Below are 25,408 nucleotides of genomic sequence, written 5' to 3' on the forward strand. Positions count from 1 at the left end.
ATGATAGGTTCTTATCGTGCGGCGGCTGCGCTTGTTCGCAAGGCAGTCCGCCCCAACATAGCCTTGGCTCTTCCCGCTCTGGCTTTGTTGTTCACCGCATCCGTCAGTCACCCAGCAGCCGCAATGAACATTCAGCAGATAAAATCCCCCGGTGGAATTGAAGCTTGGCTCGTCGAAGAGCACAGCGTTCCGCTGATTTCGTTGCGGTATGCCTTCGACGGCGGCAACAGCCAGGACCCGCCGGGGAAGCCCGGCCTCGCCAACTTCCTCACCGCGATGATGGATGAGGGCGCTGGCGACATCAAATCCCAGGACTATCAGGAGCGCATGGAAGATATCGCCATGCGCATGAGCTACGACGACAGCAAGGACGCGCTCTACGGATCGTTCGAGACGCTATCGGCGAACCGCGACAAGGCCGTCGAGCTCCTGAAGCTTTCCGTCCAGAAGCCGCGCTTCGACACCGACGCTGTTGAGCGCATCCGCCAGCAGCTGACAGCCAACCTGATCTACGCCGACAAGGACCCCGAGAAGGTCGCGATGCGCGAATGGTACGCGCAGGCCTTCGCCGGACATCCCTACGCGCGCCCGTCGAACGGCACGGTAGACTCCGTCGCGAAGATCACGCGTGACGATCTCCTCGATTATCACAAGCGCACATTCGCGCGCGACAACCTGAAGATCGTCGCCGTCGGCGACATTACGGCCGCCGAACTCGGCAAGCTCATCGACGATGTCTTCGGGCCCCTGCCGGCGAAAGCCGATCTCTTCTCCGTCGCACAGACGGAGCCGGCGAAGGGCGGAAGCCAGAAGATCGTCGAGATGGGCGTGCCGCAGTCGGTCGCCGTGTTCGGGCTCGGCGCCATGCCGCGCAAGGACCCGGACTTCATCACGGCATTCGTCGTCAATCACATCCTCGGCGGCGGCGGCTTCTCCGCCAAGCTGATGGAAGAGGTGCGCGAGAAGCGCGGACTTGCCTATTCCGTCTACACCTACGTCCAGCCTTACCAGCAGACGTCCATTCTCGTCGGCAGCGTCGCGACGAAGAATGCCTCGATGGGCGAAAGCCTCTCAATCATCCGCAACGAGATGAAGAAGATGGCCGAGAACGGTCCGAGCAAAGAGGATCTGCAGGCGGCCAAGGACTATCTCACCGGCTCGTACGCGTTGCGCTTCGACACGAACTCGAAGATCGCCTCTCAGCTCTTGGGGCTGATGCAGGAAGGCTTCGGCCCGGACTACGTCGAAAACCGCAACAAGCTGATCAACGCGGTGACCGTCGAGGACGCCAAGCGGGTCTCCGCGAGGCTGCTGAAGCCGGACGATCTCGTCGTCACGATCGTCGGCAAGCCGACCGGCATGAAGTCGGCGTCGCCGGCAGCGCTCCAACCGGTCCTGGCCGCCCCCGATCGCGGCTAAAATTGGTATTTCGCAATGAACGTCATCCCCGCCCGCGCGGGGATGACGCCTGCGGAATGGTTTCTCGCCGCGCAACGTCAGCTTCGTTCTGCGCTCTTGGCCGCACATCCGAAATCAGCTAGGCCGGAACGGATTTGAACAAGGAGCGTTGAGCGGCGATGCAGGACGGGCAGCGGCACGACGGACGTACGTTTCAGCAGAGCATCGAAGGATGCCTCGAAGGCGCGATAGGCGAATACGGCCTCGCGCCTTCAGTGCATTCGGCATGGCTCGATCGCATCGGCCCGCACGTCGAAGCCCTGAAAGATGATTATCGCACCGGCAAGCTCCCGCTTCTTCGGATCGCCGACGAAGATCAGGACATCGCCGACGCCGAGGCGGCATACGCGCGCCTGAGCCAGGGTGCGAAAACGATCGTGTTCTTCGGAACCGGCGGATCGAGCCTCGGTGGCGAATTGTTCGCCCAATTCGCAGGGTGGAATATCGCCGGTGTCGCTTTGCCCGGACAGCGCACGAGGCCCCGCACCCGCTTCTACGCCAACCTCGACGGCGGCACGCTGCAAAGCGTCCTCCAGTCGCTCGATCTCCCAACGACGCGTTTCGTCGTGACCTCGAAGTCCGGCGGCACGGCGGAGACGTTGGCGCAGGCCATAGCGGCGCTGGCGGCCGTCAAAGCTGCGGGCCTCGAAGCCGAGATCCCGAAACTCTTCCTCGGCATCACCGAGCCCGACAAGCCCGGCAAAGCGAACGGCCTCAGAACGCTGTTCTCGAAGCTCGGAATTCCGCTGCTCGAGCATCACACCGGCATCGGCGGCCGCTTCTCATGCTTGACCAACGTCGGCCTGATGCCGGCGATCGCACGCGGCCTCGATCCCCGCGCCATTCGTGCGGGCGCCAAGGGCGTCGTCGATGCGCTGCTCGAATCCAGCAAGCCGCATGACTTTGCGCCCGCCGTCGGAGCCGCGACCGCGATTGCGCTTTCGAAAGAGAAGGGCATCTCGACGCTCGTTATGATGCCGTACGCCGACAGGCTCGGCCGCCTCTCGTCATGGTTTGTACAACTTTGGGCGGAAAGCCTGGGCAAGGGCGGGGAAGGCACGACGCCGTTGGGCGCGCTCGGTCCGCTCGATCAGCACAGCCAGTTGCAGCTCTTCATGGACGGCCCGCGCGACCATTACCTGACGGTCGTTCGCGTCGCGAGCGAGGGCATTGGCCCGCGAATCGATTCCGAACTCGCGCGCATCGCGGGCGCCGATATGCTCGGCGGCCACACTGTCGGCGATATCGTCGCCGCCCAATCGCACGCCGTTCCTGAGGCCTTGGCCCGCGCCGGGCGGCCAGTGCGAACAATCGACATTGCAAAACTCGACGAAAAAACCATGGGTGCGCTGGCGATGCACTTTATGATCGAAACGATTCTCGCGGGCCGACTGCTGGGCGTCGATCCCTTCGATCAGCCGGCAGTCGAGCTTGCGAAAATCTTGACGAAGGAGCGCCTCGCGAAAGGCGCTTAATTAGGCGCTTATCGATAGGGGACGGACGGGGTGGCGATCCGGCAGCTTTCGCCAGAGACGGTCAACCGCATCGCGGCGGGCGAAGTCGTCGAACGTCCGGCGAGCGTCGTCAAAGAACTCGTCGAAAACGCAATCGACGCGGGCGCGACGCAGATCGAGATCGTCATCTCCGGCGGCGGCCTGTCGCTTATCCGCGTGACCGATGACGGCTCCGGTATGACGCCGGACGATCTCGTCCTCGCCGTCGAACGTCACGCAACCTCGAAGCTCGATGAAGAAGATCTCTTCGACATTCGCTGCCTCGGCTTTCGCGGCGAAGCTCTGCCGTCCATCGGCTCGATAGCTCGCCTCGAGATCAGGTCCCGCCCTGCGGATGCGAACCAGGGTGCGGCCGTCGTCGTCACGCGCGGATCGAAAGCACCGGTCGGCCCTGCCGCCGTCAATCGCGGCACGGTCGTCGAAGTGCGCGATCTCTTTTCCGCCACGCCCGCGCGCCTAAAATTCCTGAAGTCGGAACGCGCCGAAGCCATGGCGGTGACCGACGTCGTGCGCCGCCTCGCGATGGCCCATCCCGATATCGGCTTTACGTTGCAGACCGGCGAAAAGAAACCGGCGGTCTTCGCACGCGGCGACCGGTCGTCTGCCGCGTGGCTCGAACGCATCGGCGCCATCATGGGGCGCGAGTTCATGGACGATGCGCTCGAAGTATCGGGAGCCGGAAACGGCGCGTCCGCGCCGATGCGCGTGTTCGGCTTCGCTGGACTGCCGACGCTTCACCGGCAGGACAGCACGCAGCAGTTTCTGTTCGTCAATGGCCGCCCGGTGAAGGACAAGCTGCTGATCGGCGCCGTCCGCGCTGCTTACGGAGATCTGATCCCGCGCGGCCGCTCGCCGCTACTCGCGCTGTTTCTCGATGTCGCGCCGTCCGACGTCGACGTGAACGTCCATCCCGCCAAGGCCGAGGTTCGCTTTCGCGACGCAGGGCGCGTGCGTGCGCTGATGGTGCGCGCACTTTCCGATGCCCTCGCGATAGCCGGTCATAGAGCATCCGCGCAAGGCGGTGTACTGACGGTTGAAAGCTTCGCAGCCGGCATCTTGCCGAGCGCGGCCATGTCTCCGCCGCCTTCATCGGGTGCGGCTTACCAATGGGTGCCGCCGCGCGCGTCGCCAGTCGTCTCCGGAAGCTTTGCTGCAGCGGCGCAGACGCCGTTTGCCGTGTTCGACGCGCCGAGCGCGGACGCGCGAACGTTTGCCGAGCCGGTGGCGGAACAGACCGTCGACAAGCCACTCGGTGCAGTCAGAGCGCAAGTCCACGAAAACTATATCGTGGCCCAGACGCGCGACGGGCTCGTCATCGTCGATCAGCACGCGGCGCACGAACGCCTTGTTTACGAGAAGCTCAAGGCGGCGCTCGCCAATGGTGGCGTAGCGCGGCAAGGGCTTCTGATCCCGGCCATCGTCGAACTCGACGATGACGACGCGGTCACGCTTGTCGCGCGCAGCGACGAGCTGACGGAGCTTGGCCTCGTGATCGAAAGCTTTGGGGAAGGTGCAGTCGCGGTTCGCGAAGTTCCGGCACTTCTCGGCGAAACTGACGTCGAAGGCCTCGTCAAGGATCTCGCAGCGGAGCTTCGCAGCGACGGCACGGCACGAGCGCTGAAGGACCGCCTCGACAGCGTGGCATCACGCATGGCTTGCCACGGCAGTGTCCGCTCGGGACGCAGGCTGACGGTCGAAGAGATGAACGCGCTGCTGCGCCAGATGGAGGCGACGCCCTATTCGGGCCAGTGCAACCACGGCCGCCCGACATACGTGGCGCTGAAGCTCACCGATATCGAACGCCTGTTCGGGCGAAGGTGATTTCCCGCCCCTGGCGGCCGGCTCGCGGAACGCGTGTCGCCAGGGGCAATCAAAGAATCCGGCCGGCGCGCAGAGCGCGTGCCACCAGCGCCGATTTGATCAGTCCGACTCGTCGCCGCTCTCGGCATTGAGCTGGCTGTAAAGCGCGACGCCGATGGAGTTCAGAAGCTCGAGCTGCGTCTCGAGGAAATCGATGTGGCTCTCCTCGTCCTTCAGGAGATCGTCGAAGAGCATCATCGATACGTAATCGCCGACATTGAAGCAGATTTCGCGCGACGTCTTATAGTAGTCGCGGGCGATGTTTTCGCCCTTGAGATCGCATTCGAGAACTTCCTTAATGTTCTCGCCAATCATCAGCGGCGCGACGTACTGCAGGTTTGGATGGCCTTCGAGGAAGATGATGCGATCGATGAGCCGATCGGCATGGTGCATTTCCTCGATGGATTCCTTGCGCTCTTTCTTGGCGAGCTTTTTGTAGCCCCAGTTATCGAGCAGCCGGAAGTGCAACCAATATTGGTTTACGGCACCCAATTCGAGTTTCAGCGCCTCGTTCAACCGGGTGATGACTTCGTCGTTGCCCTTCATATGCCGCTCCCAAATACTTGCCTCGCACTCCTGGTCTCGAAGTCCAGAAGCATTCTAAAGTAGACAAGTAGCGGATTAGGACGGGCTTAACTAGAGGCTTTCCGCCAAAGTTGGCCGGAAGAAATAGATAAAGTTTTTCAGAGTTCTACGCGATTGCGCGGCGAGGCTGCCGGCTGCGGCGTGCGATTTCAGCATTGATGCGGTTCTGCCGCTGCACCCGCCGTTCTTCGATGCGGATGAGTTTGGCGCGCGCTTCAGCAAGAACGAACGGGCAAACACGCGTCGTCTTCTCTAAGCGGTCCATGGCCTCATAAATGACCGCGACCGTTACAGGCGCACACGTGCAGCAGTTCATCTTTTTGTTGAGGTGCCGGAATACGACGCCCGGAGTCGGCAACAGGCCGGGGCCCGCGCTCATGATTTCGGTGACGGCGACATCGATATCGCGGTCAGATATTACGGCGCACGAGCAGACGATCAATTTCGGCTCCAATCAAACGGGGTTCAAGGCCCCGGCATCGGACACCCGGTAGGGATATCGAGCGTAAGTTGGTCAAAAAAGTATACTTTCGTCAAGCACCCTTTTTGCCCTTTCCAGATAGTACGCCGGGCGAGCGGAATCAAAATAATCTGAGTAAAATCGCGCTGTGGAGGTAGGCTTTGCCTGCGACCGGGCGTCGCCTCAATGTGGTCCGGGCGACGATTTCCGCGCGCACTCGGCAGTACTCGTGGTTTTCCAGATTGGTCCGACTTGGGATTTAGCCTTTGCCAGAGCCCGCCTTGAGCTCGCCGAGCCTTCGGACCCCGGCGGACGAAACGGGCGGCGTCATCGCCATCGGCGTGCTTTTCTTCATCTTCGGCTCCGTGACGTGGCTCAACGGGCCGTTGATCACCTTCGTCAAGCTGGCCTTCAATCTCGACGACGTGAACGCCTTCCTCGTGCCGATGGCGTTCTATCTCTCGTATTTTTTCTTAGCGCTCCCCGCATCGGCGATTTTGCGTCGAACGGGCATGAAGCAAGGCATGGCGATCGGTCTCTTCGTGATGGCGATCGGCTCGGTCTTGTTCGGCGAGTTCACGACGATGCGCCAATATTCCGGCACGCTCGCCGGTCTCTTCGTCATCGGAGCGGGACTGTCGCTTCTGCAGACGGCGTCAAACCCCTACGTATGCATCCTCGGACCGCATGAGACCGCCGCGCGCCGCGTCGCCCTCATGGGCATCTGTCACAAGTTCGCGGGCTTTCTCGCACCCTTCATTTTTGCAGCACTCGTGCTGAAGGGCGTCGATAGCTTCGAGGCTGACGTCGCGAGCGCGCCGACCGCTGAGGCCCGCAAAGCATTGCTCGATGCATTCGCCGCCCGCGTGCACGCGCCCTACATGCTGATGGCGGCATTGCTTGCGATGCTCGGTATATGGATCGTGCGCTCAGGGCTGCCTGACCTCAGCGCCACGCCCGCCGACGGCGGAGATCAAATCGAAGAACGTCCCTCATCGAGCATATTCGCATTTCCGCACCTCTGGCTCGGTGTGCTCTGCCTCTTCCTTTACGTCGGCGTCGAGGTGATGGCCGCCGATGCGATCGGTCTCTATGGAGCGGGTTTCGGCCTGCCGCTCAACGCAACGCGACTATTCACATCGTATACGCTCTTCGCCATGCTCGTCGGCTACGTCGCCGGCCTTCTCGTCATTCCGCGCTTTTTCTCGCAGCAAACGTACCTCGCCGTCTCGGCGGCGCTGGGCGTTGTGCTGACGATCGGCGCTTACCTCACGACGGGATATGCCTCGGTCGCGTTCATCGCCGCGCTCGGCTTCGCCAACGCAATGATGTGGCCCGCGATCTTTCCCCTCGCGATCCGGGGCCTCGGCTCTCATACCGAAACGGGCTCGGCGCTCTTGATCATGGCGATCTGCGGCGGCGCGCTGATGCCTTACGCGTTCGGGCTGCTGAAGGAGCACGTCGACTTTCAGCTCGCGTACGCGCTACTCGCCGTCCCGAGCTATCTGTACATTTTGTATTTCGGCGCGAAGGGATGGCGCGTTGAATAATTTTACCCGGGTATATTGACGGCGGATTTTATCCGGGTAATATTGCTGCAGCTGATGCTGGAGCAAAAGAAGATGGACCAGAAGTTCACTGCATTCGACGGCCGCCGCCGCTTTGTCTCGGGTTCGCGCCCTGAGGTGATCGAGGCAATTCGAACGCGCTCGGCCAAGCAGCCGGACATGTCGCTTTTGATCTTCGATGACAGCACCGGCAGCCAGATTGATTTCGACTTGCGGGAATCGGCGGATGTCCCCGCCGCGCGTCTTCAGAAGTCTCCGACGCCATCGGCGGGCGGAGAAGAGCCGCGCAGCCCCGGACGGCCGAAACTCGGCGTGGTGTCCCGCGAAGTGACGCTGTTGCCTCGCCATTGGGAATGGTTGGCGGCGCAGCCGGGCGGCGCGTCGGTGACGCTACGCAAACTTGTCGACGACGCGCGCCGCAAGAATGCGGATGCGGAGATCATTCGCACGGCCAGGGAACGGGCTTATCGCTTCATGTCGGCGATGGCAGGAGACCTCGCGGGCTTCGAAGAAGCGACGCGCGCACTCTTCGCCGGCGACCGCGAGCGGTTCGAAAAACTCACCGCGAAATGGGCGGCCGATGTTCGCGATTACACGCACAGTCTGGCCGGCGGCGCTTTCGGGCCCGAGGTCGAAAATGCCGTTCGGTAAGAGGGCGCCTTAGCTCGGCTCGCCGAACCTCAGGATCGAAATCTCGGTATCGCCGTAGGTGCGGGCATCGAGCACCGTGAATCCATCGGAAAACGTCAGCGGCACGCCTGCGCGTTCTTCGAGCACGCAGATTGCGCCCGGCGTCAGCCAGTTACCCTGAGCGAGCGCGTCCAATGCTTTTTCACCCAGGCCCTTGCCATAGGGCGGATCTAAAAACGCGAGATCGTACCGGCCCGCATTGCTCGTACTGCCCGCCGGACCGAGGTCCGTCGCGTCGCGGCGGAAGATGCGCGTCTCGCCCGTCAGCCCGAGAGCTTCAACATTCGTGCGAATGAGCGCGCGGGCCTCAGGTGCCTCTTCGACGAAGAGACAGTAGGCAGCGCCCCGCGACACGGCTTCGATGCCGAGCGCGCCTGTGCCGGCGAAAAGATCGATGACGCGCGCGCCGTTGAGCGAGAAATTCTCGATGCCGTGCGCGAGAATATTGAACAGGCTCTCCCGCACGCGATCCGACGTCGGGCGAATTTTCATGTCCTCAGGCGCTTGCAGAGCGCGGCCGCGGAACCGTCCGGCAACGACTCGCATCAATCGTCCGCCTCGCTCGCGGCCTTGCCGCGCGCGTGCCGCGCCTTGCGGTCCGCCTGACTTTCGGAAAACCCGAGCGCTTCGGAAGCCCTCGGCCCCAGCTGCTGAACGAGGATGCGCCGCCGCACGGCTTCGACCCCGCCGGGGGCAAGATCGAGAAGCTGGAACGGCCCGAACGAAATACGAATGAGGCGGTTCACGACCAGCCCGAGGTGCGCGAGCACATTCCGGACTTCGCGGTTTTTCCCTTCGCGGATTGCGATCGTCAGCCAGGTGTTGGCGCCCTGCACACTGTCGATGGTGACCTCGATGGGCCCGTAGATGATGCCGTCGATCGTGATGCCGTCCTTGAGGTTGGCAAGATCGACCGGCGATACCCGGCCCTTGGCGCGCACGCGATACCGGCGCACCCAACCGTTCGCGGGCAGCTCCAGATGGCGGGCAAGCGCGCCGTCGTTGGTCAGCAGCAGCAACCCTTCGGTATTGTAGTCGAGCCGCCCGACGGAGATGACGCGCGGCATCTCAGGGGGCATCTTGTCGAAAACGGTCGGGCGCCCTTCGGGATCGGAATGCGTAGTGACGATGCCTTTCGGCTTATGATAACGCCAGAGCTGCGGCGGCTCGGCCGAAGGCAGCGGTTTGCCGTCGACGAAAACCTTGTCGCTCGGACTGACTTCGACGGCCGGTGTTCTGAGCAACTTGCCGTTGACGCTGACGCGGCCATCGGCAATCCAGCGCTCGGCCTCGCGGCGGGAGCAAAGCCCGGCGCGCGCCATGGCTTTGGCGATGCGCATGGGCCCGTCCCGCTTCTCGGTAGAGGGAGCAGGCGCGCGAGCGGCGGTTTCGGCGACTTTAGTTCTTGGTGGTCTGGCCATCGGTAACACTGAGCTTTCGGGAGCGAAGCGCGCTTATGACATCGAAGGACGCCGTAAGCCATATGTCCCTTGCGCTCGAAGAGGCGAAAGCGGCGGCAAAGCGCGGGGAAGTGCCTGTCGGCGCCGTCATCGTCTCGCTCGATGGCAAGGTTCTGGCGGCGGCGGGCAACCGGACGCGCGAGCTTTGCGATCCGACCGCCCACGCGGAAATTCTGGCGATACGGACCGCCTGCGCCGAACTGGCTGACGAGCGCCTCGTCGGCTGCAGTCTATATGTCACGCTCGAACCGTGCCCGATGTGCGCGGCCGCGGTCTCCTTCGCCCGCCTGAAGCGCCTTTACTATGCCGCGAGCGACCCCAAAGGCGGCGGCATCGAGCAGGGCGCACGGGTATTCAGCCAGCCGACCTGTCACCACGTCCCCGAAATATATCCCGGCATCGGCGAAGCCGAGGCGAGCGCGCTACTGAAAGATTTTTTTTCCGAGCGGCGCCAGGGCTGATGAGAATTTCTCCTTATCGGCTCTTCCTCCACATACCCGTGACGACCGGGCCATCGCCTGGAGCCTGAAAAGAGGCAACCGGCACGAATCCAACCGATTCATACCTGTGATTGTTGGCCGGATTGGACGATTCCAAATAAGCCGGCATGTGTTCGGCATCAATTCGAGCGAGATTCTCCTCGAAAAGTGCCATGCCGAGGCTGCGCCCTCGATGCTCCGTGCTCGTGCCCAAGAGGCTGAGGTAGTAGTGAGGTTCGCTGTGAGGGTGCGCTTGCTCAAAACGGTGCAAGAGTTCCGCGACATCAGGCGCCCGAGCCCCCACGAGATCAGTCAGCTTCCCAGGGATACTCTGAACTCCGTCGTCCGAAAACTCGGCGCACGACGGCGGAATCCAAACAGACACAGTTTCGAAGCCTTCGGTCCTGAACGTCCAAGGATAGTGAAGCGCCTCAGTGATGCAGAACGTCCACCACTGACGGCGGGCCGCGGGATCAGGAAATGCCCAAGACCACGTGGGGTCGTTGAGAAAAGCTTCGGAGATGAGTTCGATAACGGAGAGCGCCTCTGTTGCGCTCGCCTGATAAACCCCCAAGGTATTGATCGTGACATTGTCTGGCGCATCGCAGCCAACGGGATTGCTTGCAGCAATGATGCCAATTCGCCGCGAGCGATCTGGTACAGCAGCAGTCATCATTTTCGCAGCTCCCGGTGAGGGCCGGAATTTCGCAGGAATTGCGGGGCCCGTCTACTCAGCCTCGCCGTTTCTCCGGGGACGCGGCAGCAGCCGGCGCTTCGGCCGCTTGGCGATCGCAACGACCTGCTGGTCGTGATCCGCTCGATCGAGCACAGGCAAAGTCTCGACCGACAAAATGCGCGAAAGCTGCTGCTTCAGCCGTTCTTTCGCAGGTTGCGCGGCCGCGAGAATGTCGTCGTATTTCAGGAAGTCGAGAACTTGAAATTGGCTCGTTCCGGCGCTGATCAGAATGTCCGGCTGACTGATCTTCAGCTTTTCCTTGACGATGGACCGCTCAAATAAAAACGCGCTCGAAAAGAGAGCCGCAAATGCAGTCGGCGCCAAGCGTCGCGGATCTGGAACCGGTGACCCGGAAACGTCGATGGCAACGACGATATCCGTTTCAGGCAGCAAGAGGTCGAACGGCAACGGGTTTGTCAGCCCGCCGTCGATGAAAGCGTGGCCGTCGATGACAACAGGCTGAAAGAGCACCGGCAGCGCCATGCTCGCAGCCACGGCAGTTCTGAGTGAGCCCTCGGTAAAGATCCTCGGTTCCTGATCGTAGAAATCGGAGGCGACGATCTTCAACGGGATTTTGCAATCGGCGAAAGTCTCCTTCACCTCTTTCGGCAGAATGACGTCGAGGACGACGAAAGGATCGAGAATGGCGTTTCTAGCGCCGAAGACGCTGAGGAGCTTTTGAAAGGGTTGTGCCGTCTTAGTGAACAGATCGCGGATCAGACCGAAGCGCTGCGAAAGGATGAACCGCGTATGATCGCGCAATTCGCGGCCTGATAATCCCGACGCATAGCCGGCCCCATAGACCGCACCGATCGAAGTTCCCGCGATCACGTCAGGCTTGATGCCGAGTTCATCGAAGGCCTCGATCATGGCGACATGGGCGAGACCGCGCGCGCCGCCGCCGCCAAGAGCGAGCCCGATCGTCGGCCGCTTGGCCGGAAGGGACCCATTCAACGGCGATGCTTTGGGCGTCTCGACGGTCATGCGTTCCCGGTATCCCGTTGTCCGCTAGAGCATAAGGTTGCTCACGTCTCGTTTCGCTGCAACGCGCGCCAGCCGATGTCCTTGCGGTAGAAGCCGCCCGGCCAATCGATCTTCGCAATCGCCGCGTAAGCCGCGTCGCGCGCCTCCGCGATCGTCTTGCCGCGGCCGGTGACGTTTAGCACGCGGCCGCCGTCCGCAATAAGACGTTGGTCCTCGCGGCGCGTACCGGCGTGGAAGATCTCTACATTCGGGGTCGCCTGCGCAAGTTCCAGGCCCTTGATCTCCGTGCCTTTTTGAGGCGTGCCGGGATATCCGTTGGCGGCCATCACGACCGTCAGCGCCGCGTCGTCGCTCCATCGGAGATCGAAGTTCGACAGCACGCCGTCGGTCGTCGCGATGAGGGCCGCGAGCAAATCCGATTTGAGCCGCATCATCAAAACCTGCGTCTCGGGATCGCCGAAGCGAACGTTGTATTCGATGAGCTTTGGCCCGGTCGCCGTGATCATCAGTCCGGCGAACAGCACGCCCTTGAACGGCGTGCCGCGCGCTGCCATTTCCTTGATCGTCGGCTCGATGATCTCCCGCATCACGCGGTCGCTCATTTCGGGCGTGACGATGGGCGCTGGCGAATAGGCGCCCATGCCGCCGGTGTTCGGTCCCGTGTCGCCATCGCCGACGCGCTTGTGATCCTGAGCCGACGCGAGCGCCAACGCGGCGACGCCGTCGCACAGCGCAAAGAAGCTCGCTTCTTCCCCGTGCATGAATTCTTCGATGACGACTTCGGCTCCAGCCGAGCCGAATGCACCGGACAGGCACGCATCGACGGCGGCCTCGGCTTCTTCGCGCGTCGTGGCGATGATGACGCCTTTCCCCGCCGCCAGACCGTCCGCTTTCACGACGATAGGAAGGCTCTGGGCGGCGAGATACGTCTTTGCCGCCGCCGGGTCCATGAAACGGCCATAGGCGGCTGTCGGAATGCCCGCGGTCCGGCAAAGATCCTTGGTGAAGCCCTTCGAACCTTCGAGCTGCGCGGCGCTCTTTGTCGGTCCGAAATAACGAATCCCGGCCGCACCGAGGGCATCTCCAAGACCGGCGACGAGCGGCGCTTCGGGGCCGATAACGACGAGTTGGATCCGCTCATCGCGGCAGAATTGAATGATGCTCTCTTGGTCGGTCGGATCGATAGGGATACATTGGGCCACGTCCGCAATGCCGGCATTGCCGGGAGCGCAGAAGAGTTTTGTCAGAATTGGGCTCGCGCTCAGGGCCCAGGCGAGAGCATGCTCGCGGCCGCCCGAGCCGAGGAGTAAGACGTTCATCAGGTCGCCTGTTGCAATCCGTGCCTTGGTGTAGCATCCGGGTGTAGCATCGAACGTGAAACAAGCAAGTCTGCGAAACAGAACAGTAAGCTATTGAATTCAATTCCCAACACCAGCGAAGCCCGCCCCGGCGCCAATGCCCCGGAGTTCTCGGTGTCCGAACTTTCGGGCGCGATAAAGCGCGCCCTCGAGGACGGCTTCGGCTACGTCCGCCTCAAGGGCGAGATCTCGGGTTATCGCGGGCCCCATGCGTCGGGACACTGCTACTTCGCGCTGAAGGACGACAAGGCGAAGATAGAGGCCGTGATCTGGAAAGGATCGTTCGGCCGGCTCCGCTTCAAGCCCGAAGAGGGCATGGAAGTCATCGCCCAAGGAAAGATCACGACGTTCCCCGGTTCGTCGAAATATCAAATCGTCATCGAAGCTCTGGAGCCCGCGGGCGCCGGTGCGCTGATGGCGCTACTCGAAGAGCGCAAGCGCAAATTCGCGGCCGAAGGCCTGTTCGACGAAGCCCGCAAGAAGCCGCGTCCGTTTTTGCCGAAAGTCGTCGGCATCGTCACATCGCCGACGGGCGCGGTCATTCGCGATATGCTGCACGGCTTCAACGAGCGCTATCCGGCGCGCGTTCTCCTCTGGCCGGTGCGCGTGCAAGGCGAGGGAAGCGCGGCTGAAGTGGCCGCCGCAATCCGCGGCTTCAACGCGCTCGAAACCGGCGGCAAAATTCCCCGGCCCGACGTGCTGATCGTCGCGCGCGGCGGCGGCAGTCTCGAAGACCTCTGGAGTTTCAACGAAGAGATCGTTGTCAGAGCGGCAGCCGAGAGCCGCATTCCGCTGATTTCCGCAGTCGGCCACGAGACGGATTGGACGCTCATCGACCTTGTCGCGGATGCCCGCGCGCCGACGCCGACGAAAGCCGCCGAATGGGCCGTGCCAAAGTATTCCGAGCTGATCGACGGTCTCGAAAAGCTCATGCTGCGCAAGCGAACAGCGGTTCGCCGCTCGCTGGAGGGCGCGAAAACACACTTGAAGGCATCGTCGCGCGGCCTGCCGAAGCTGCAGGATCTGGTTGCGCTGCCGCGCCAGCGCTTCGACGAGGCCGATCGCCGCCTCTCGCGTGCGCTTCTCGCCAACACGCGCGCACATGCAACACGGCTCGCGCGCGTCAGCGGACGTTTGTCTCCGGCGCCGATACTTCAGAAACACTCCCGCTGCGGCGAGCGGCTTCAGACACTCGAACGGCGCGCCGGCCGCGCACTTCTTAACCGCGTGGCGGTCAGTCGCAGGGTTCTCGATGGTAAAGCGGCGCTGCTCAACTCGTTGGGCTATCACAGCATCCTGTCTCGCGGCTTTGCACTCGTCAGGAACGAGGCCGGTCAAACCATCCGGCAAGCGGCGTCCGTTGTCGCGGGAGCGATGCTGAACATCGAGTTGTCAGACGGGCAGATTGCAGCGAGAGCCGAAGGCCCGCTAAAATCAGGACCCGCTAAAGCCGATCAAGGAGCGGGTAAAACGCCGCGCCAAATGCCGGGCGGACGCGGCGGACAAGGCTCACTTTTTTGATACGCTTGGGCTAAATTGGAAATTGGCGCGCCGCCGGAAATGCGGCATTCATATCATCTGATGTCGGATGATGCCCGACAGTAAAAAAACAGCACGGCTTGGAAGCTGATGAATCGAATTGAGAAATTTTTTGGCCTGCGTAACGAAGCCAAGATTCGCTATCTGGATGGCGAGTTCGAAGTGATGTCTCCGGGAGATTTCGTGCGCTGCGCGGTAACGGGCCAGCCCATCGCGCTTCCCGATCTTCGTTATTGGAGCGTCGACGCGCAGGAGGCATATGCCTCGGCGGAAATCTCCGTGCAGCGTTACCTTGAGCTTAACGCCATCGAACGTTCGAACGCGCCCGCTCGTTGAGCGAGGCAGCTCGCGCTAGCGAGCGATTGCTTCTCGGATCAGCCGGCGCATCACGTCGAGATCCTCGCCTTCGAGAGACGTTCTGATCGAGACCGTTTCTGCACGCTCTTTGAGCGCCCCGCGAGCGCCTGATGCTCCGGAAAGACGCGCGATATCTTTTTCCGTAGTCACGAGAGCCGCGTTGCCGCGTTCGGCTGCTTCCATCAGATCGCGGGCCTCCGCCTCGCTGAACATGTGGTGATCGGCGAATGCCCTTCGCGCGATGATGTCGGCTCCAAGTGAACTAAGCGTCGCAAAAAAACGGTCGGGATTGGCGATGCCCGCAAACGCCAACACGCGCCGGCCACGAAACGTCGCGTTGTCGTCTTCAGCGCGCGTCTCGGCGGAAATGATCGGTGCGCGCGTCATCCCTTTGAGCCGATCAACGAAGGAACGGTTGCCCGCTGCATCGCCTCCGGTGAGCACGATCAGGTTTGCAAGCGCCGTTTGAACATCGAGCGGCGCCCTAAGCGGTCCCGCGGGAATGACGAGCCCGTTGCCAACGCCGCGCTTCGCATCGACGAGTGCGATAGCAAGATCCTTCGCGAGCGCCGGATTTTGCAAGCCGTCGTCCATGATGATGACGGCGCGTTTCGAGGCCATGCCCTCGATCGCTTCCGCGCCTTTGCGGCGATCGCGCGAGACGACCGTCGGCGCAGCGCGGGCAAGAAGCAGCGGCTCATCCCCGACGTCGCGCGCCGTATGGAGACCCGCGATGACGCGCACCGGACCTTCAAGGCTTCCACCGTATCCGCGCGAGAGAAACCATGGCTCGCGATCATCTTCTGCGACAAGCTYGGCAATGAACAAAGCTAGCGGAGTCTTGCCCGAGCCACCCGCGGTGAAGTTACCGGCGCAGATGACGGGAAGGGCCGAGCGATAGGGATTTGCGTTTTGAATGCGGCGGCTTGCGATCCGGCCGACGATGCTGCCGATTGGAGAGAGAAGCGCTGTCTGCCATCCGCTGCCCGGCCCGTACCACCAGCTCGGTTCAGAGATGGGCACGCATCACGCTCGCTGTTTTTCAAGCAATGGCTGGATGGCGCCGAGCGTCTTGGCGAGCGCGCCGCCCATCGACTGAAGCGCCAAGTCTGCTCCCTGCCGCATGCGCTTGGCCGCGGCTTGATCGGCAAGCAGCAGCGTGACCTGCCGCGCGATGTCGTCGGACGATCTGACTTCGACGGCGCCGCCCTCGCGGAAGAGCGCAGCATACGCATCGCGGAAATTGTGCGTGAACGGACCAGTCAAAACGCACGAACCGAGACGAACGGCTTCGATCGGGTTTTGACCACCATGCTCGACCAGGGATCCGCCGACGAGCGCAACCGGCGAGATCGAATAGAAAGTTCCAAGCTCGCCAATCGTGTCGGCGACGTAGATCTCGGTATCGGTCTCGGGTGCGGAGGAGCGAGAGCGCAGCTGCGTCCTCAGTCCGAGCCCGCCGAGTGACGCCGCAAGGCCGCCGCCGCGTTCGGGATGACGTGGGACGATGATCGTCAGCAGTCCCTCGATATCGCGTCGCATCAGCGAATGCGCCGCGGCGATGACCGTGTCTTCACCGGGATGGGTGCTGGCCGCGAGGAACAGCGGACGCTGGCCAACGGCGTTCTTCAGCGACGCCAACAGATCCGCGTTGACCGGAGGCGGCGGTGAATCGATTTTCAAGTTACCGGCCGTGATGACGTTCGGGGCGCCGAGACGCTTCATGGCCCGCGTTATCTGCGAATTCTGCGACAGCACCGCCGCGAAGCGCGAAAACAGCGGCCGGCCGACGGCCGCATATTTGCGCCAGCGGTTGATGCTGCGTGGTGACATTCGCGCGTTGACGAGCACGAGAGGAATTCCCCGCTCCGCCGTTCCGAGAATGAGATTCGGCCAGATGTCGGATTCCGTAAAGATCGATATCGACGGCTTCCAGTGATCGAGAAAGCGAGCGACGTAGTGCGGCACATCGAGAGGCACGTACTGATGCAATGCTCGCGGCGGCAAGCGATGCGCCGCAATCTCCGCAGATGTTTTCGTCCCCGTCGTCAGCAGAATGTGAATGTGCGGATTGGCGTCGAGCAGGCTGTCGATGAGCGGAAGGATTGCGTTCGTCTCGCCGACGCTTGCCGCATGAACCCACACCACCTGTCCCGCGGGGCGCGGCCGGCCCGCAAAGCCCAATCGTTCGCCGCGGCGGTTCGGATCTTCCTTCCCCTGCTGTCCGCGCATGTTGAGAAGCAGCGGCACCGCTGGCCGCAACGCTGCCGTTCCGGCGCGATAAGCCTTGAGCACGAGGCCTGGCGTCGGCGCCGAGGCCGCCGCAAGCACATCGAGCGGTGTCGCTCGCTTGATATCGGCACCCGCAAGTTCGTACGCCCGGAGCGTCGCGGTGTTGAGCGCGGTCTCGAGCTCGACGCGTTTTGATTCGAGCAGCTCCGCGTCCGCCTCGCTCGGAACATGAATTGGTTCGCCGACGACGGCTGCAAGTTTCGAGTACGGCAGATTGATCGTCAGCCGGCTCCAGGTATCGAACGATGCGAAACGTTTCGTGGCGAGCGCGACCGGTACGATCGGCCGCCCCGACATGCGCGCGATCGTGACGATGCCCGCGCCCGCAACCCGCGCCGGACCCGGCGGGACGTCGGCCGTCATGACGAGTGACGAGCCCTCGGAAAGTGCCTGCAGCGATGCGCGAAGAGCCGCCGCGCCGCCGCGATCCTTCTTGCGCCAGCCGGCCCCCGCGCCGCGAATGAGTTCAACGTCGATGGCTTGCAATGTTTCGCTGATGATCTCGGCGTCGCCGTGCCGCGCGACCATTGCGGAGATCCTGACGTTTTCAGGACGAAGCGTCGCGACCATCATGAACTGGCCGTGCCAGCACGCGACGATACAGGGGTGGGTATCGCTAAGCCGGTCCATCAGGTCCGGCGGCTCGTGAATAACCTGAGACGAATTGGCCACGTGGCGGATAAGGCGCGCCAGCGTCAAGCCGCCAAGTCGCACAAGCCTCTTCTTAATTTCTGCCATGCGGCAATGGCTGCCTTATCGTTGTAACGCGAGAAAGTGCAGGACGAAGCTCGATTGTGTTTAGCCCCTTGCGGGTCGTTGCTATAGCTAATAACTAGCAAGTTCAATCACGATGGACCGCGGCTTCTTGTGAACAACGAGTAGGATTAAAGCTGGCCCTATCCGCAAGGCTGCCCGCGAATCGGGAGCATCGAGACAACTCCTGATGGCAAGCCCTCTCAAAGAAGCAAAGCGTGGATTACGCCGTACGAGCGGTGCACTTTTGCACAGTGCAGTGCATTCTCCCCCATCCTGGCTTGGAACGCGATTCGCATCGGCCCTTTGCTACGCCGAAATGCTGCTGATCGATTATGGCCTCGTGCGGACTGTTTACAATAATCGCCATCGCGTGGGCAGGGATGCGTGGCGCTCGGCGCAGCCTGCCCCCCATCACATCGCCTGGGCCGGCAGGCGGGGCATAAAGACAGTCATCAATCTGCGCGGCGAGCAGTCCTACGGCACGCGCTGGCTCGAGCAGCAGGCGTGCGCTCGCCATGGGCTCACGCTCGTCGATCTGACCTTGCGATCGCGCGCCGCGCCCTCGCTCGCCGAATTTCAGGCAATGAAAGATGTGCTGGCAAAAGCCGAATATCCCATCCTCGTTCATTGCAAATCGGGCGCCGACCGCGCCGGTTTGATGAGCGTGATGATCAGTCATCTGCACGATGGGCAGCCGATCCGAGAGGCGCTGAAGCAGCTGTCCCTGCGCTACGGTCACGTCCGCAGCGCCGACACGGGCGTGCTGGATGCCGTCTTCCACCGCTATCTGGCTGATGAGGCCCGCACCGGCATCGCGTTCTGGGATTGGGTCGAAACGGTTTACGATGCCCGCGAAGTGAACTCGACGTTCAAGGCGCGCGGTTGGGCCAACAGGCTCGTGAACAACATCCTTAACCGCGAATAGCCGAAGCCCGCGCGAGCGACCGTCGGCTATTCAGCCGGCAATCTTCAATTGGCGATCATCGCCTGAGGCCCGTGCGCAGACCGGTTCAGCCGGGCATAGGCGCCGTTGCGGTCGATCAGCTCGAAATGTTTCCCGCGCTCAACGATGCGGCCGCCATCCATCACGCAAATCATGTCCGCGTTCTGGATCGTCGAAAGCCGATGCGCGATGACGAGCGTCGTGCGCGTGCGCGTGAACTTTGCAAGCGCCTCCTGAACGAGTTGCTCGCTTTCGTTGTCGAGCGCGCTCGTCGCCTCGTCGAGAAGCAGGATCGGCGCGTCCTTCAGGATGGCCCGCGCGAGCGCGACACGCTGGCGCTGCCCGCCCGAGAGTCGGCTGCCGCGATCGCCGATCATCGTCTGATAGCCGCGAGGCAACCCCATGATGAAGTCGTGAGCCGCCGCCGCTTTCGCAGCCTCGATGATGTCTTCTGAACTAGCGCCAAGGCGCCCAAGCGCGATATTCGCTTCGATCGTGTCGTCGAACAGCGTGATGTCCTGACTGACGATCGCGATCTGATCGCGCAGCGACGAGAGCGTGACGTCCCGAACATCCTCGCCATCGATTAGGATCTGGCCTTCGGTAACATCGAAAAGCCTCGGCACGAGATTGATGATCGTCGACTTGCCCGCGCCCGAGCGGCCGACGAGGGCGACGGTCGATCCGCCCGGAACGTCGAGCGTGACGTCGTGCACAGCGCGTTCTTCCGACGCCGCGTCGTAGGCGAACCCGACCCCGCGGAAAGAGATCTGGCCTTTCGAAACGCTGAGACGCTTCGCGTCCGGCTTGTCGCCGATCGTCGGCATCTCGTCGAGCAAGCCGTAGAAACTTTCAGCGGCAGCAAGGCCCTCTTGAAGCCGGCCGGCAAGGTTTCCAAGCGCGCGAATGGGCTGCGCCGCCATGAGCAACGCGGTGATAAACCCCATGAAATCGCCGACGGTCGAAATGCCGTTGGAAATGCGCAAGTAGGCAAATCCGACGACGCCGGCGATCGCAATGCCGCCGAGCACTTCGAGGATCGGATCCATCCGCGCCCGCGTCCGCACCGACTTCAGCTTCAGCGAGTAGATCTGCTCGAAGCTGTTGTCGAGGCGGTCGGCCGCGTAATTCTCGAGCTGAAACGACTTGATCAAGCGCGCGCCGGCGAGCTTCTCCGCGAGAAGGGACGTCATATCGCCGAGGCCGCTCTGCGTCTGCTTGGCGACACGGCGGAGCCGTTGACTGATCGCGGCGACGGGCAAAGCCGCGAGCGGATAGACGCTCAAGACCACGAGCGTCATCGCCCAGTCGAGATAAAGCATCGCGATCACGAGCGCGATGACCGAGAAGGTGTCGCGGAAAATCGAGTTCAGCGCCGCCATCATCGCGCCTTGCACGAAGCCGATGTCGTTCGTCAGCCGCGACATCAGCCGGCCGGGCGTCTCCCGCGACAGCCGCGCGAAATCGGCGCTGATCAGATGCCGGAACGCGACCTTCTGCATGTCGGAGGTGAGGCGCAGAATGAAACGGTTCGTCGCGACGGATTGCGCAAAAAGCAATGTCGCGCGCGCAATCGTTATGCCGACGATCGCCGTCAGCACGAACGGTAGCGCGCCGTGCTGATTGCCCATCAGCATGTCGAATGATTTCTTGATGACGGCCGGATAGCCGCCGGTCACCGCGGCAAGGCACGCCGTCAGAAAAAGTGTCCAGCCGAGCTCCAATCGACGCGGCCAAACCCAGTCGACGACGAAACGGCGAAGCAGCGCGCGCGAAGCCGCATCGAGCCGAAGAGTCGGCCGCCGTTTCTTTTCGGGTTTGAGAAGATTAGCCGTCACGTGGCGGATGTTGCCGGCTGAGCAGACTTCAGGCCATTCGGCTCGAGCAGCCTGTGCAGATGCACGATGAAATACCGCATCATCGCGTTGTCGACCGAGCGCTGGGCTGCGTTCTTCCAGGCTGCATAAGCGGACTGATAGTCCGGATAGATGCCGACTATATCAAGTCCCTCGAGATCGCGAAATTCGTGGCCCTCGAGCGTTTCGAGTTCGCCCCCGAAAACGAGATGCAGGAGCTGCGGTTTTGAATCGGATGAAGATGAGGTCTGGGACATGGACGACTGTTCGTCTCCTGAACAAATGCTCCGAGCGATTTTTTAAAAACCGCGTGTGTGACGGCCGTCAACGGCGCAAAGCGTCCTCGGGCCAATCCAGGAATGGCATAACTTCCGCGTAAGCATTTGTTTACGCTATTTCTTAAGCTCATCGGAAGAGAATTCTGCCAAGATCTCATACAAAGCCGCGGAAAGCGGCTCGGAAGTTCGACAGTGAGACGGAACAGCGCGGCACGGGACCTCTCGGGCCGCGTTCTCGTCTGTGCCGCGCCTCTTAACTGAGCCCGGCAAACCACGACAGCGCCATATCCGCCACAAGGCCCGCGAAGACGGCGAGGCCGACGTCCCGGTTCGACTTGAATCGCCAGAGACAGTTGGCGGAATTGTGAATATCGAGCGTCGCGACCTGCCACGACATTTGCAGGAACACCAGGACGACCGCTAGGAAATAGACGAGGTGGGCGCCCGCAAGCGCGCCAGCCGCAAGCCACAGAATTCCGGCGAGCCCGTACATCGCGCCGACGAATGAGACTGTGTCTTCGCCGAAATGCAGCGCCGTCGAGCCGAGCCCCAGAAGCGCATCGTCCTCTTTGTCCTGGTGCGCGTAGATCGTGTCGTAGCCGACCGTCCAGAACACGCAGCCCGCGTAAAGGGCGAGCGCCGGAAGGCCGATAGATCCCTTGATCGCGGCCCATCCGACGAGGGCGCCCCAGTTGAACGCGAGGCCCAAGACCAGCTGCGGATACGATGTGAAGCGCTTCGCAAAAGGATAAGCCGCGACGATGAAAAGCGACGCGATCGCCAGCCAGATCGTAAAGCTGTTGAAGTTCAGGAGGACGACCAACCCGACGAGGGCCGTCGCAACGACGAAGCCAAGCGCGGCTTCCGGCGAAACTTGCCCTGACGGCAGAGGACGATTGACCGTCCGCTCGACACGGCCGTCGATGTCGCGGTCGACCCAGTCGTTATAGGCGCAGCCGCAGGCGCGCATCGCGAGAGCGCCGATGGCGAAAAGCACGAGATAGCCGACATCCGGCAGGTGATCGCCGGAGTTGACCTGGGCGAGGGTCTGCGACCACCAGCAGGGAAACAGTAACAGCCACGCGCCGATCGGCCGGTCCAATCGCCCGAGCCGAAGGTACGGCTGCCACGATACCGGCGCCCATCGATCGACCCAGTTCGACGGCAGTGCATCCGCAACACGCAATGTCGGCTTGGGCGAAATCTCGGCACCCGTCGTCAATTGATGTTTCTCCGGCAACTTTGGCAAAGACCTATCCGGCCCGTCGCCCCGACGCAATACTGGGGGAAGACGCAATACCGGCCCATGGATGCGACATACGTTTGACTGCAAGCGCGGCTTCGATAAGACCGCATCATGGCTATCCGTGACCTGACTTCAGAACGACTGTTTGTCGACGACGATCTTGCAGCCGCCAAGCTCTTGGAGCTTGAGCCGCCGCACTCGCACTACCTGACCGGCGTCCTGCGCCTGCGGGCGGGGGCAAAGCTGTTGGTATTCAACGGCCGGGATGGCGAGTGGGTTGCGACCCTCGCCGAGACGCACAAGCGGCGCGTCACGCTGCAAGTCGAGGAACAGACGCGTCCCCAGGAAAGTGGGCCCGACATCGACTACCTGTTCGCGCCGCTCAAACGGTCGCGGCTCGATTACATGGTGCAGAAGGCGACCGAAATGGGCGCCGCGCGCCTCCGGCCCGTAATCACCGAAAGAACGGTCGCGGAAAGAGTTAACAGCGAGCGGATGCGCGCCAACGTGATCGAGGCGGCGGAGCAGTGCGGGATTTTGCAAGTGCCGGCCGTCGAGCCACCCGCCAAACTCGATGACGTTCTTGACGACTGGGACGAAGCGCGACGCCTGATCTACTGCGATGAGCACGAGCAACTGTCTGACCCGATCAGGGCTTTGGATAAGCTCTCAGCCGGGCCCCTGGCAGTCCTTATCGGACCCGAAGGTGGCTTTTCCCCGCGCGAGCGCGCACGCCTCGTCGGCAAGCCATATGTCGTGCCGCTGTCGCTCGGGCCCCGAATCATGCGCGCCGATACCGCAGCCGTTGCCGCGCTTGCGATCGTCAATGCCGTTCTCGGCGATTGGCGCCGCCGTTAGTCCCGGTTGTTGGGGACGCTTGCCGTTCCCGCCGGTCCTCGCCATAAGGCTCAGGCCGCGGGGCGCACCCGCGCCGGTTAAGCAAGGCTGGGTCGCTCGGTAATGTCCACGCGAGAACAAGGCGCTGCGAGCGCGATGATCGAGACACGAGATGATCTCGTGCGCTGGATTGCGGCTGGCGAGAAGCCGAAAGCGGATTGGCGTATCGGCACCGAGCACGAGAAGTTCGTCTTTCGCACTGTCACGTTGGATCCTGTGCCATACGGCGGTACCGATGGCATCCGCGCCTTGATGGAAGAACTCATCCGCCGCTACGGCTGGGTCGCCATCAAGGAAGGCGACAACGTCATCGCCCTGAAGCGCCCCGATGGCGAAAAGGGCGGCACGATCAGCCTTGAGCCCGGCGGCCAGTTCGAGCTTTCCGGCGCGCCACTCGAAACGCTGCACGAAACGGCAGCCGAAACTGACGAGCATCTGCGCGAAGTCATCGACGTCGGCGAGGATCTCGCCATCGGTTTTCTGGGCGTCGGATTTTCTCCGAAGTGGCGGCTCGACCAGATCCCGCACATGCCGAAGAAGCGCTATCAGGTGATGACCCGCTATATGCCGACCGTCGGCAGCCGCGGTCTCGACATGATGTACCGGACCGCTACGATCCAGGTGAACCTCGATTTTTCGAGCGAAGCCGACATGGTGAAGAAGCTCCGCGTATCGCTCGCGCTGCAGCCGATCGCGACCGCGCTGTTCGCCTCGTCGCCGTTCGCCGAGGATCGCCCCAACGGCTTCCAGTCGATGCGAAGCGAAGTCTGGCTCGACACCGACAAGCGCCGGACCGGCATGCTCCCGTTCGCGTTCGAAGACGGCATGGGCTACGAGCGCTACGTCGATTACGCGCTCGATGTGCCGATGTATTTCGTCTACCGCGACGGCAATTACATCGACGTCGCGGGCTCGTCGTTTCGCGATTTTCTGGCAGGCCGCCTGCCGGGATTGAAAGGCGAGCTGCCGACCGCCGATGATTGGTCGGACCACCTCACCACGCTCTTTCCGGAAGTCCGCCTCAAACGGTTCCTGGAGATGCGCGGCGCCGATGCGGGGCGCTGGGGAACGATCACGGCGCTCTCGGCTTTCTGGACCGGTATTCTTTACGACGAGGCCGCGCTGGACCAGGCTTGGACGCTGGTCCGCGACTGGACCAGCGAAGAGCGTGAAAATCTGCGCGCGGCCGTTCCGAAAACGGCACTCGCGACGCCTTTCCGCACGGCGACGGTGGCCAGCATCGCCCGCCAAGCATTGCGCATCTCGCGCCACGGTCTCAAGAACCGCGCCCGCATCAACGCCAAAAACCAGGACGAGACGGTATTTCTGGCCCCGCTTGAGAAGATTGCAGGCAACGGCCAGACCGTGGCGGACGAATTGCTGCGGCGTTATTCCGGGGAGTGGAACGGCAACGTTGATCGGATCTTCGAGGAGTTTGCATTCTGATGGCGCCCATTCCCAGGCGAGCCCGTTGCCCCGGGTTCAACCACCGGTTCAGGCCGTGTTCATGGTCGCGCGAGTAGCTTCCGCCGCTTGCCTAGGCTCAGCCGCCCAGCACGGCCCGGGGATGAGGAGGCGGTAGTTGTTTCAGGCTGCATCAGTGTCGATAAAATCGTTTGGAATGGCCGTGCTGGCTGTTCTGGCGGTGTTGGCTTTTGCTGCCGGTGACGCAAGCGCCGATCCCTGCGCCGATTCCTGCCGGTCCCAGCACAATTCCTGCCGGATGGCCGCAAAACTCCTATATTCGGCACATTGCGACGCTCAGTTGCAGAGCTGCATCACCCAATGCTTCTCTGGAGCGCGGTCCCGGGACCGCGACCGCGACCGCGACAGCCGCAGTTCGCGCGAGATGCGACCCGATATGCGACCAGACCCCCGCGGCATGAACGAGCCGCGAGGCGCAGGCGGCGGCATGGGCGACCCCCGCGATAAGCGCGGCCCCCCGCCTCGTGATTTTCACGATCCTCGTGATCAGGGCGGCCAGCGCTGGCTCGGCGCCGGCGACCGCCACTGAAGAGCGCGCTTTCTTCACATGTGCAACGACGGCGCCCATATTGCCGGTCACCGGCGCACGTGCGAGGATGATTAACGC

General features: G+C 62.4%; 24 protein-coding genes. 12 read left to right on the forward strand and 12 right to left on the reverse strand.

Going from position 1 to position 25,408, the window contains the following annotated elements:
• The 3 genes from AC1DK3_RS02655 (at position 1) to mutL (ending at position 4,793) form a co-directional block, all read left to right on the forward strand.
• Entirely contained in the window at positions 1 to 1,419 is a 1,419-nt protein-coding gene (locus AC1DK3_RS02655; RefSeq protein ID WP_477190743.1) for a M16 family metallopeptidase, read from the forward strand.
• A gap of 158 nt (positions 1,420 to 1,577) precedes the next feature.
• Positions 1,578 to 2,933, forward strand: a complete 1,356-nt coding sequence (locus tag AC1DK3_RS02660) for a glucose-6-phosphate isomerase (RefSeq protein ID WP_477190744.1) — start codon at positions 1,578 to 1,580, stop codon at positions 2,931 to 2,933.
• Between the two features lie 30 nt (positions 2,934 to 2,963).
• Entirely contained in the window at positions 2,964 to 4,793 is a 1,830-nt protein-coding gene (mutL, locus tag AC1DK3_RS02665) for a DNA mismatch repair endonuclease MutL (protein ID WP_477190745.1), read from the forward strand.
• Between the two features lie 99 nt (positions 4,794 to 4,892).
• On the opposite strand, the gene bfr is transcribed toward mutL, so the two are convergent.
• Together bfr and AC1DK3_RS02675 are read right to left on the reverse strand one after the other, a co-directional pair.
• Complete coding sequence (gene bfr, locus AC1DK3_RS02670; RefSeq protein ID WP_477190746.1) at positions 4,893 to 5,378, reverse strand: bacterioferritin; 486 nt, start codon at positions 5,376 to 5,378, stop codon at positions 4,893 to 4,895.
• 145 nt (positions 5,379 to 5,523) lie between these two features.
• Positions 5,524 to 5,859, reverse strand: coding sequence for a (2Fe-2S)-binding protein (locus AC1DK3_RS02675; protein ID WP_477190747.1), 336 nt, complete (start codon positions 5,857 to 5,859; stop codon positions 5,524 to 5,526).
• Positions 5,860 to 6,158: 299 nt separating this feature from the next.
• On the opposite strand from AC1DK3_RS02675, the gene AC1DK3_RS02680 reads away from it, so the two are divergent.
• Together AC1DK3_RS02680 and AC1DK3_RS02685 are read left to right on the forward strand one after the other, a co-directional pair.
• On the forward strand, positions 6,159 to 7,427 hold the full coding sequence (locus AC1DK3_RS02680) for a sugar MFS transporter (RefSeq protein ID WP_477190748.1): 1,269 nt from the start codon (positions 6,159 to 6,161) through the stop codon (positions 7,425 to 7,427).
• Between the two features lie 72 nt (positions 7,428 to 7,499).
• Positions 7,500 to 8,096: a DUF2239 family protein gene (locus AC1DK3_RS02685; RefSeq protein WP_477190749.1), complete on the forward strand. Its 597-nt coding sequence runs from the start codon at positions 7,500 to 7,502 to the stop codon at positions 8,094 to 8,096.
• A gap of 9 nt (positions 8,097 to 8,105) precedes the next feature.
• Here AC1DK3_RS02685 and rsmD read toward each other — a convergent pair whose 3' ends face one another.
• Positions 8,106 to 8,681 (reverse strand): 16S rRNA (guanine(966)-N(2))-methyltransferase RsmD, encoded by a 576-nt coding sequence (gene rsmD, locus AC1DK3_RS02690; protein ID WP_477190750.1) that lies wholly within the window; start codon positions 8,679 to 8,681, stop codon positions 8,106 to 8,108.
• On the reverse strand, positions 8,681 to 9,475 hold the full coding sequence (locus tag AC1DK3_RS02695; protein WP_477190751.1) for a pseudouridine synthase: 795 nt from the start codon (positions 9,473 to 9,475) through the stop codon (positions 8,681 to 8,683). Before AC1DK3_RS02695 ends, rsmD begins: the two co-directional genes overlap by 1 nt.
• Positions 9,476 to 9,591: 116 nt before the next feature.
• On the opposite strand from AC1DK3_RS02695, the gene AC1DK3_RS02700 reads away from it, so the two are divergent.
• Positions 9,592 to 10,056, forward strand: coding sequence for a nucleoside deaminase (locus AC1DK3_RS02700; RefSeq protein WP_477190752.1), 465 nt, complete (start codon positions 9,592 to 9,594; stop codon positions 10,054 to 10,056).
• Positions 10,057 to 10,069: 13 nt separating this feature from the next.
• On the opposite strand, the gene AC1DK3_RS02705 is transcribed toward AC1DK3_RS02700, so the two are convergent.
• The 3 genes from AC1DK3_RS02705 to purD are packed head-to-tail and all read right to left on the reverse strand — an operon-like array spanning position 10,070 to position 13,113.
• The gene (locus AC1DK3_RS02705; RefSeq protein WP_477190753.1) at positions 10,070 to 10,750 is read right to left on the reverse strand and encodes a GNAT family N-acetyltransferase; all 681 of its coding nucleotides are present in this window, start codon (positions 10,748 to 10,750) and stop codon (positions 10,070 to 10,072) included.
• A gap of 51 nt (positions 10,751 to 10,801) precedes the next feature.
• Positions 10,802 to 11,794: a patatin-like phospholipase family protein gene (locus AC1DK3_RS02710; RefSeq protein ID WP_477190754.1), complete on the reverse strand. Its 993-nt coding sequence runs from the start codon at positions 11,792 to 11,794 to the stop codon at positions 10,802 to 10,804.
• A gap of 41 nt (positions 11,795 to 11,835) precedes the next feature.
• On the reverse strand, positions 11,836 to 13,113 hold the full coding sequence (gene purD / locus AC1DK3_RS02715; RefSeq protein ID WP_477190755.1) for a phosphoribosylamine--glycine ligase: 1,278 nt from the start codon (positions 13,111 to 13,113) through the stop codon (positions 11,836 to 11,838).
• Between the two features lie 93 nt (positions 13,114 to 13,206).
• Between purD and xseA the strand changes: the two genes are divergently transcribed.
• A complete protein-coding gene (gene xseA, locus AC1DK3_RS02720; protein WP_477190756.1) occupies positions 13,207 to 14,673 on the forward strand; it encodes an exodeoxyribonuclease VII large subunit in 1,467 nt (488 codons plus the stop codon).
• 108 nt (positions 14,674 to 14,781) lie between these two features.
• Positions 14,782 to 15,027 carry a DUF2093 domain-containing protein gene (locus AC1DK3_RS02725; RefSeq protein WP_339085598.1) on the forward strand — a complete coding sequence of 82 codons (246 nt, stop codon included), beginning with the start codon at positions 14,782 to 14,784 and terminating at the stop codon, positions 15,025 to 15,027.
• A 15-nt stretch (positions 15,028 to 15,042) separates the two neighbouring features.
• On the opposite strand, the gene lpxK is transcribed toward AC1DK3_RS02725, so the two are convergent.
• Complete coding sequence (gene lpxK, locus AC1DK3_RS02730) at positions 15,043 to 16,071, reverse strand: tetraacyldisaccharide 4'-kinase (RefSeq protein WP_477190757.1); 1,029 nt, start codon at positions 16,069 to 16,071, stop codon at positions 15,043 to 15,045.
• A 3-nt stretch (positions 16,072 to 16,074) separates the two neighbouring features.
• Positions 16,075 to 18,078, reverse strand: coding sequence for a glycosyltransferase N-terminal domain-containing protein (locus AC1DK3_RS02735; RefSeq protein ID WP_477190758.1), 2,004 nt, complete (start codon positions 18,076 to 18,078; stop codon positions 16,075 to 16,077).
• Positions 18,079 to 18,412: 334 nt separating this feature from the next.
• On the opposite strand from AC1DK3_RS02735, the gene AC1DK3_RS02740 reads away from it, so the two are divergent.
• A complete protein-coding gene (locus AC1DK3_RS02740; protein ID WP_477190759.1) occupies positions 18,413 to 19,021 on the forward strand; it encodes a fused DSP-PTPase phosphatase/NAD kinase-like protein in 609 nt (202 codons plus the stop codon).
• A gap of 44 nt (positions 19,022 to 19,065) precedes the next feature.
• Here the strand turns inward: AC1DK3_RS02740 and AC1DK3_RS02745 are convergent, their stop codons facing one another.
• The 3 genes from AC1DK3_RS02745 to ubiA all read right to left on the reverse strand — a co-directional run bounded on the left by AC1DK3_RS02745 (position 19,066) and on the right by ubiA (position 22,395).
• The gene (locus AC1DK3_RS02745; protein ID WP_477190760.1) at positions 19,066 to 20,877 is read right to left on the reverse strand and encodes an ABC transporter ATP-binding protein; all 1,812 of its coding nucleotides are present in this window, start codon (positions 20,875 to 20,877) and stop codon (positions 19,066 to 19,068) included.
• The gene (locus AC1DK3_RS02750) at positions 20,874 to 21,152 is read right to left on the reverse strand and encodes a DUF4170 domain-containing protein (RefSeq protein ID WP_477190761.1); all 279 of its coding nucleotides are present in this window, start codon (positions 21,150 to 21,152) and stop codon (positions 20,874 to 20,876) included. Before AC1DK3_RS02750 ends, AC1DK3_RS02745 begins: the two co-directional genes overlap by 4 nt.
• A gap of 274 nt (positions 21,153 to 21,426) precedes the next feature.
• On the reverse strand, positions 21,427 to 22,395 hold the full coding sequence (gene ubiA / locus AC1DK3_RS02755) for a 4-hydroxybenzoate octaprenyltransferase (RefSeq protein WP_477190762.1): 969 nt from the start codon (positions 22,393 to 22,395) through the stop codon (positions 21,427 to 21,429).
• 135 nt (positions 22,396 to 22,530) lie between these two features.
• Here ubiA and AC1DK3_RS02760 point away from each other — a divergent pair, with 135 nt between their 5' ends.
• From AC1DK3_RS02760 to AC1DK3_RS02770, 3 genes are all read left to right on the forward strand, one after another.
• A complete protein-coding gene (locus tag AC1DK3_RS02760) occupies positions 22,531 to 23,277 on the forward strand; it encodes a 16S rRNA (uracil(1498)-N(3))-methyltransferase (protein WP_477190763.1) in 747 nt (248 codons plus the stop codon).
• A 102-nt stretch (positions 23,278 to 23,379) separates the two neighbouring features.
• Positions 23,380 to 24,762: a glutamate--cysteine ligase gene (locus AC1DK3_RS02765; protein WP_477190764.1), complete on the forward strand. Its 1,383-nt coding sequence runs from the start codon at positions 23,380 to 23,382 to the stop codon at positions 24,760 to 24,762.
• A gap of 415 nt (positions 24,763 to 25,177) precedes the next feature.
• Complete coding sequence (locus AC1DK3_RS02770; protein ID WP_477190765.1) at positions 25,178 to 25,330, forward strand: hypothetical protein; 153 nt, start codon at positions 25,178 to 25,180, stop codon at positions 25,328 to 25,330.
• Positions 25,331 to 25,408 lie beyond the last annotated feature (78 nt).

This window comes from Hyphomicrobium sp. 01T421 (assembly GCF_056398805.1).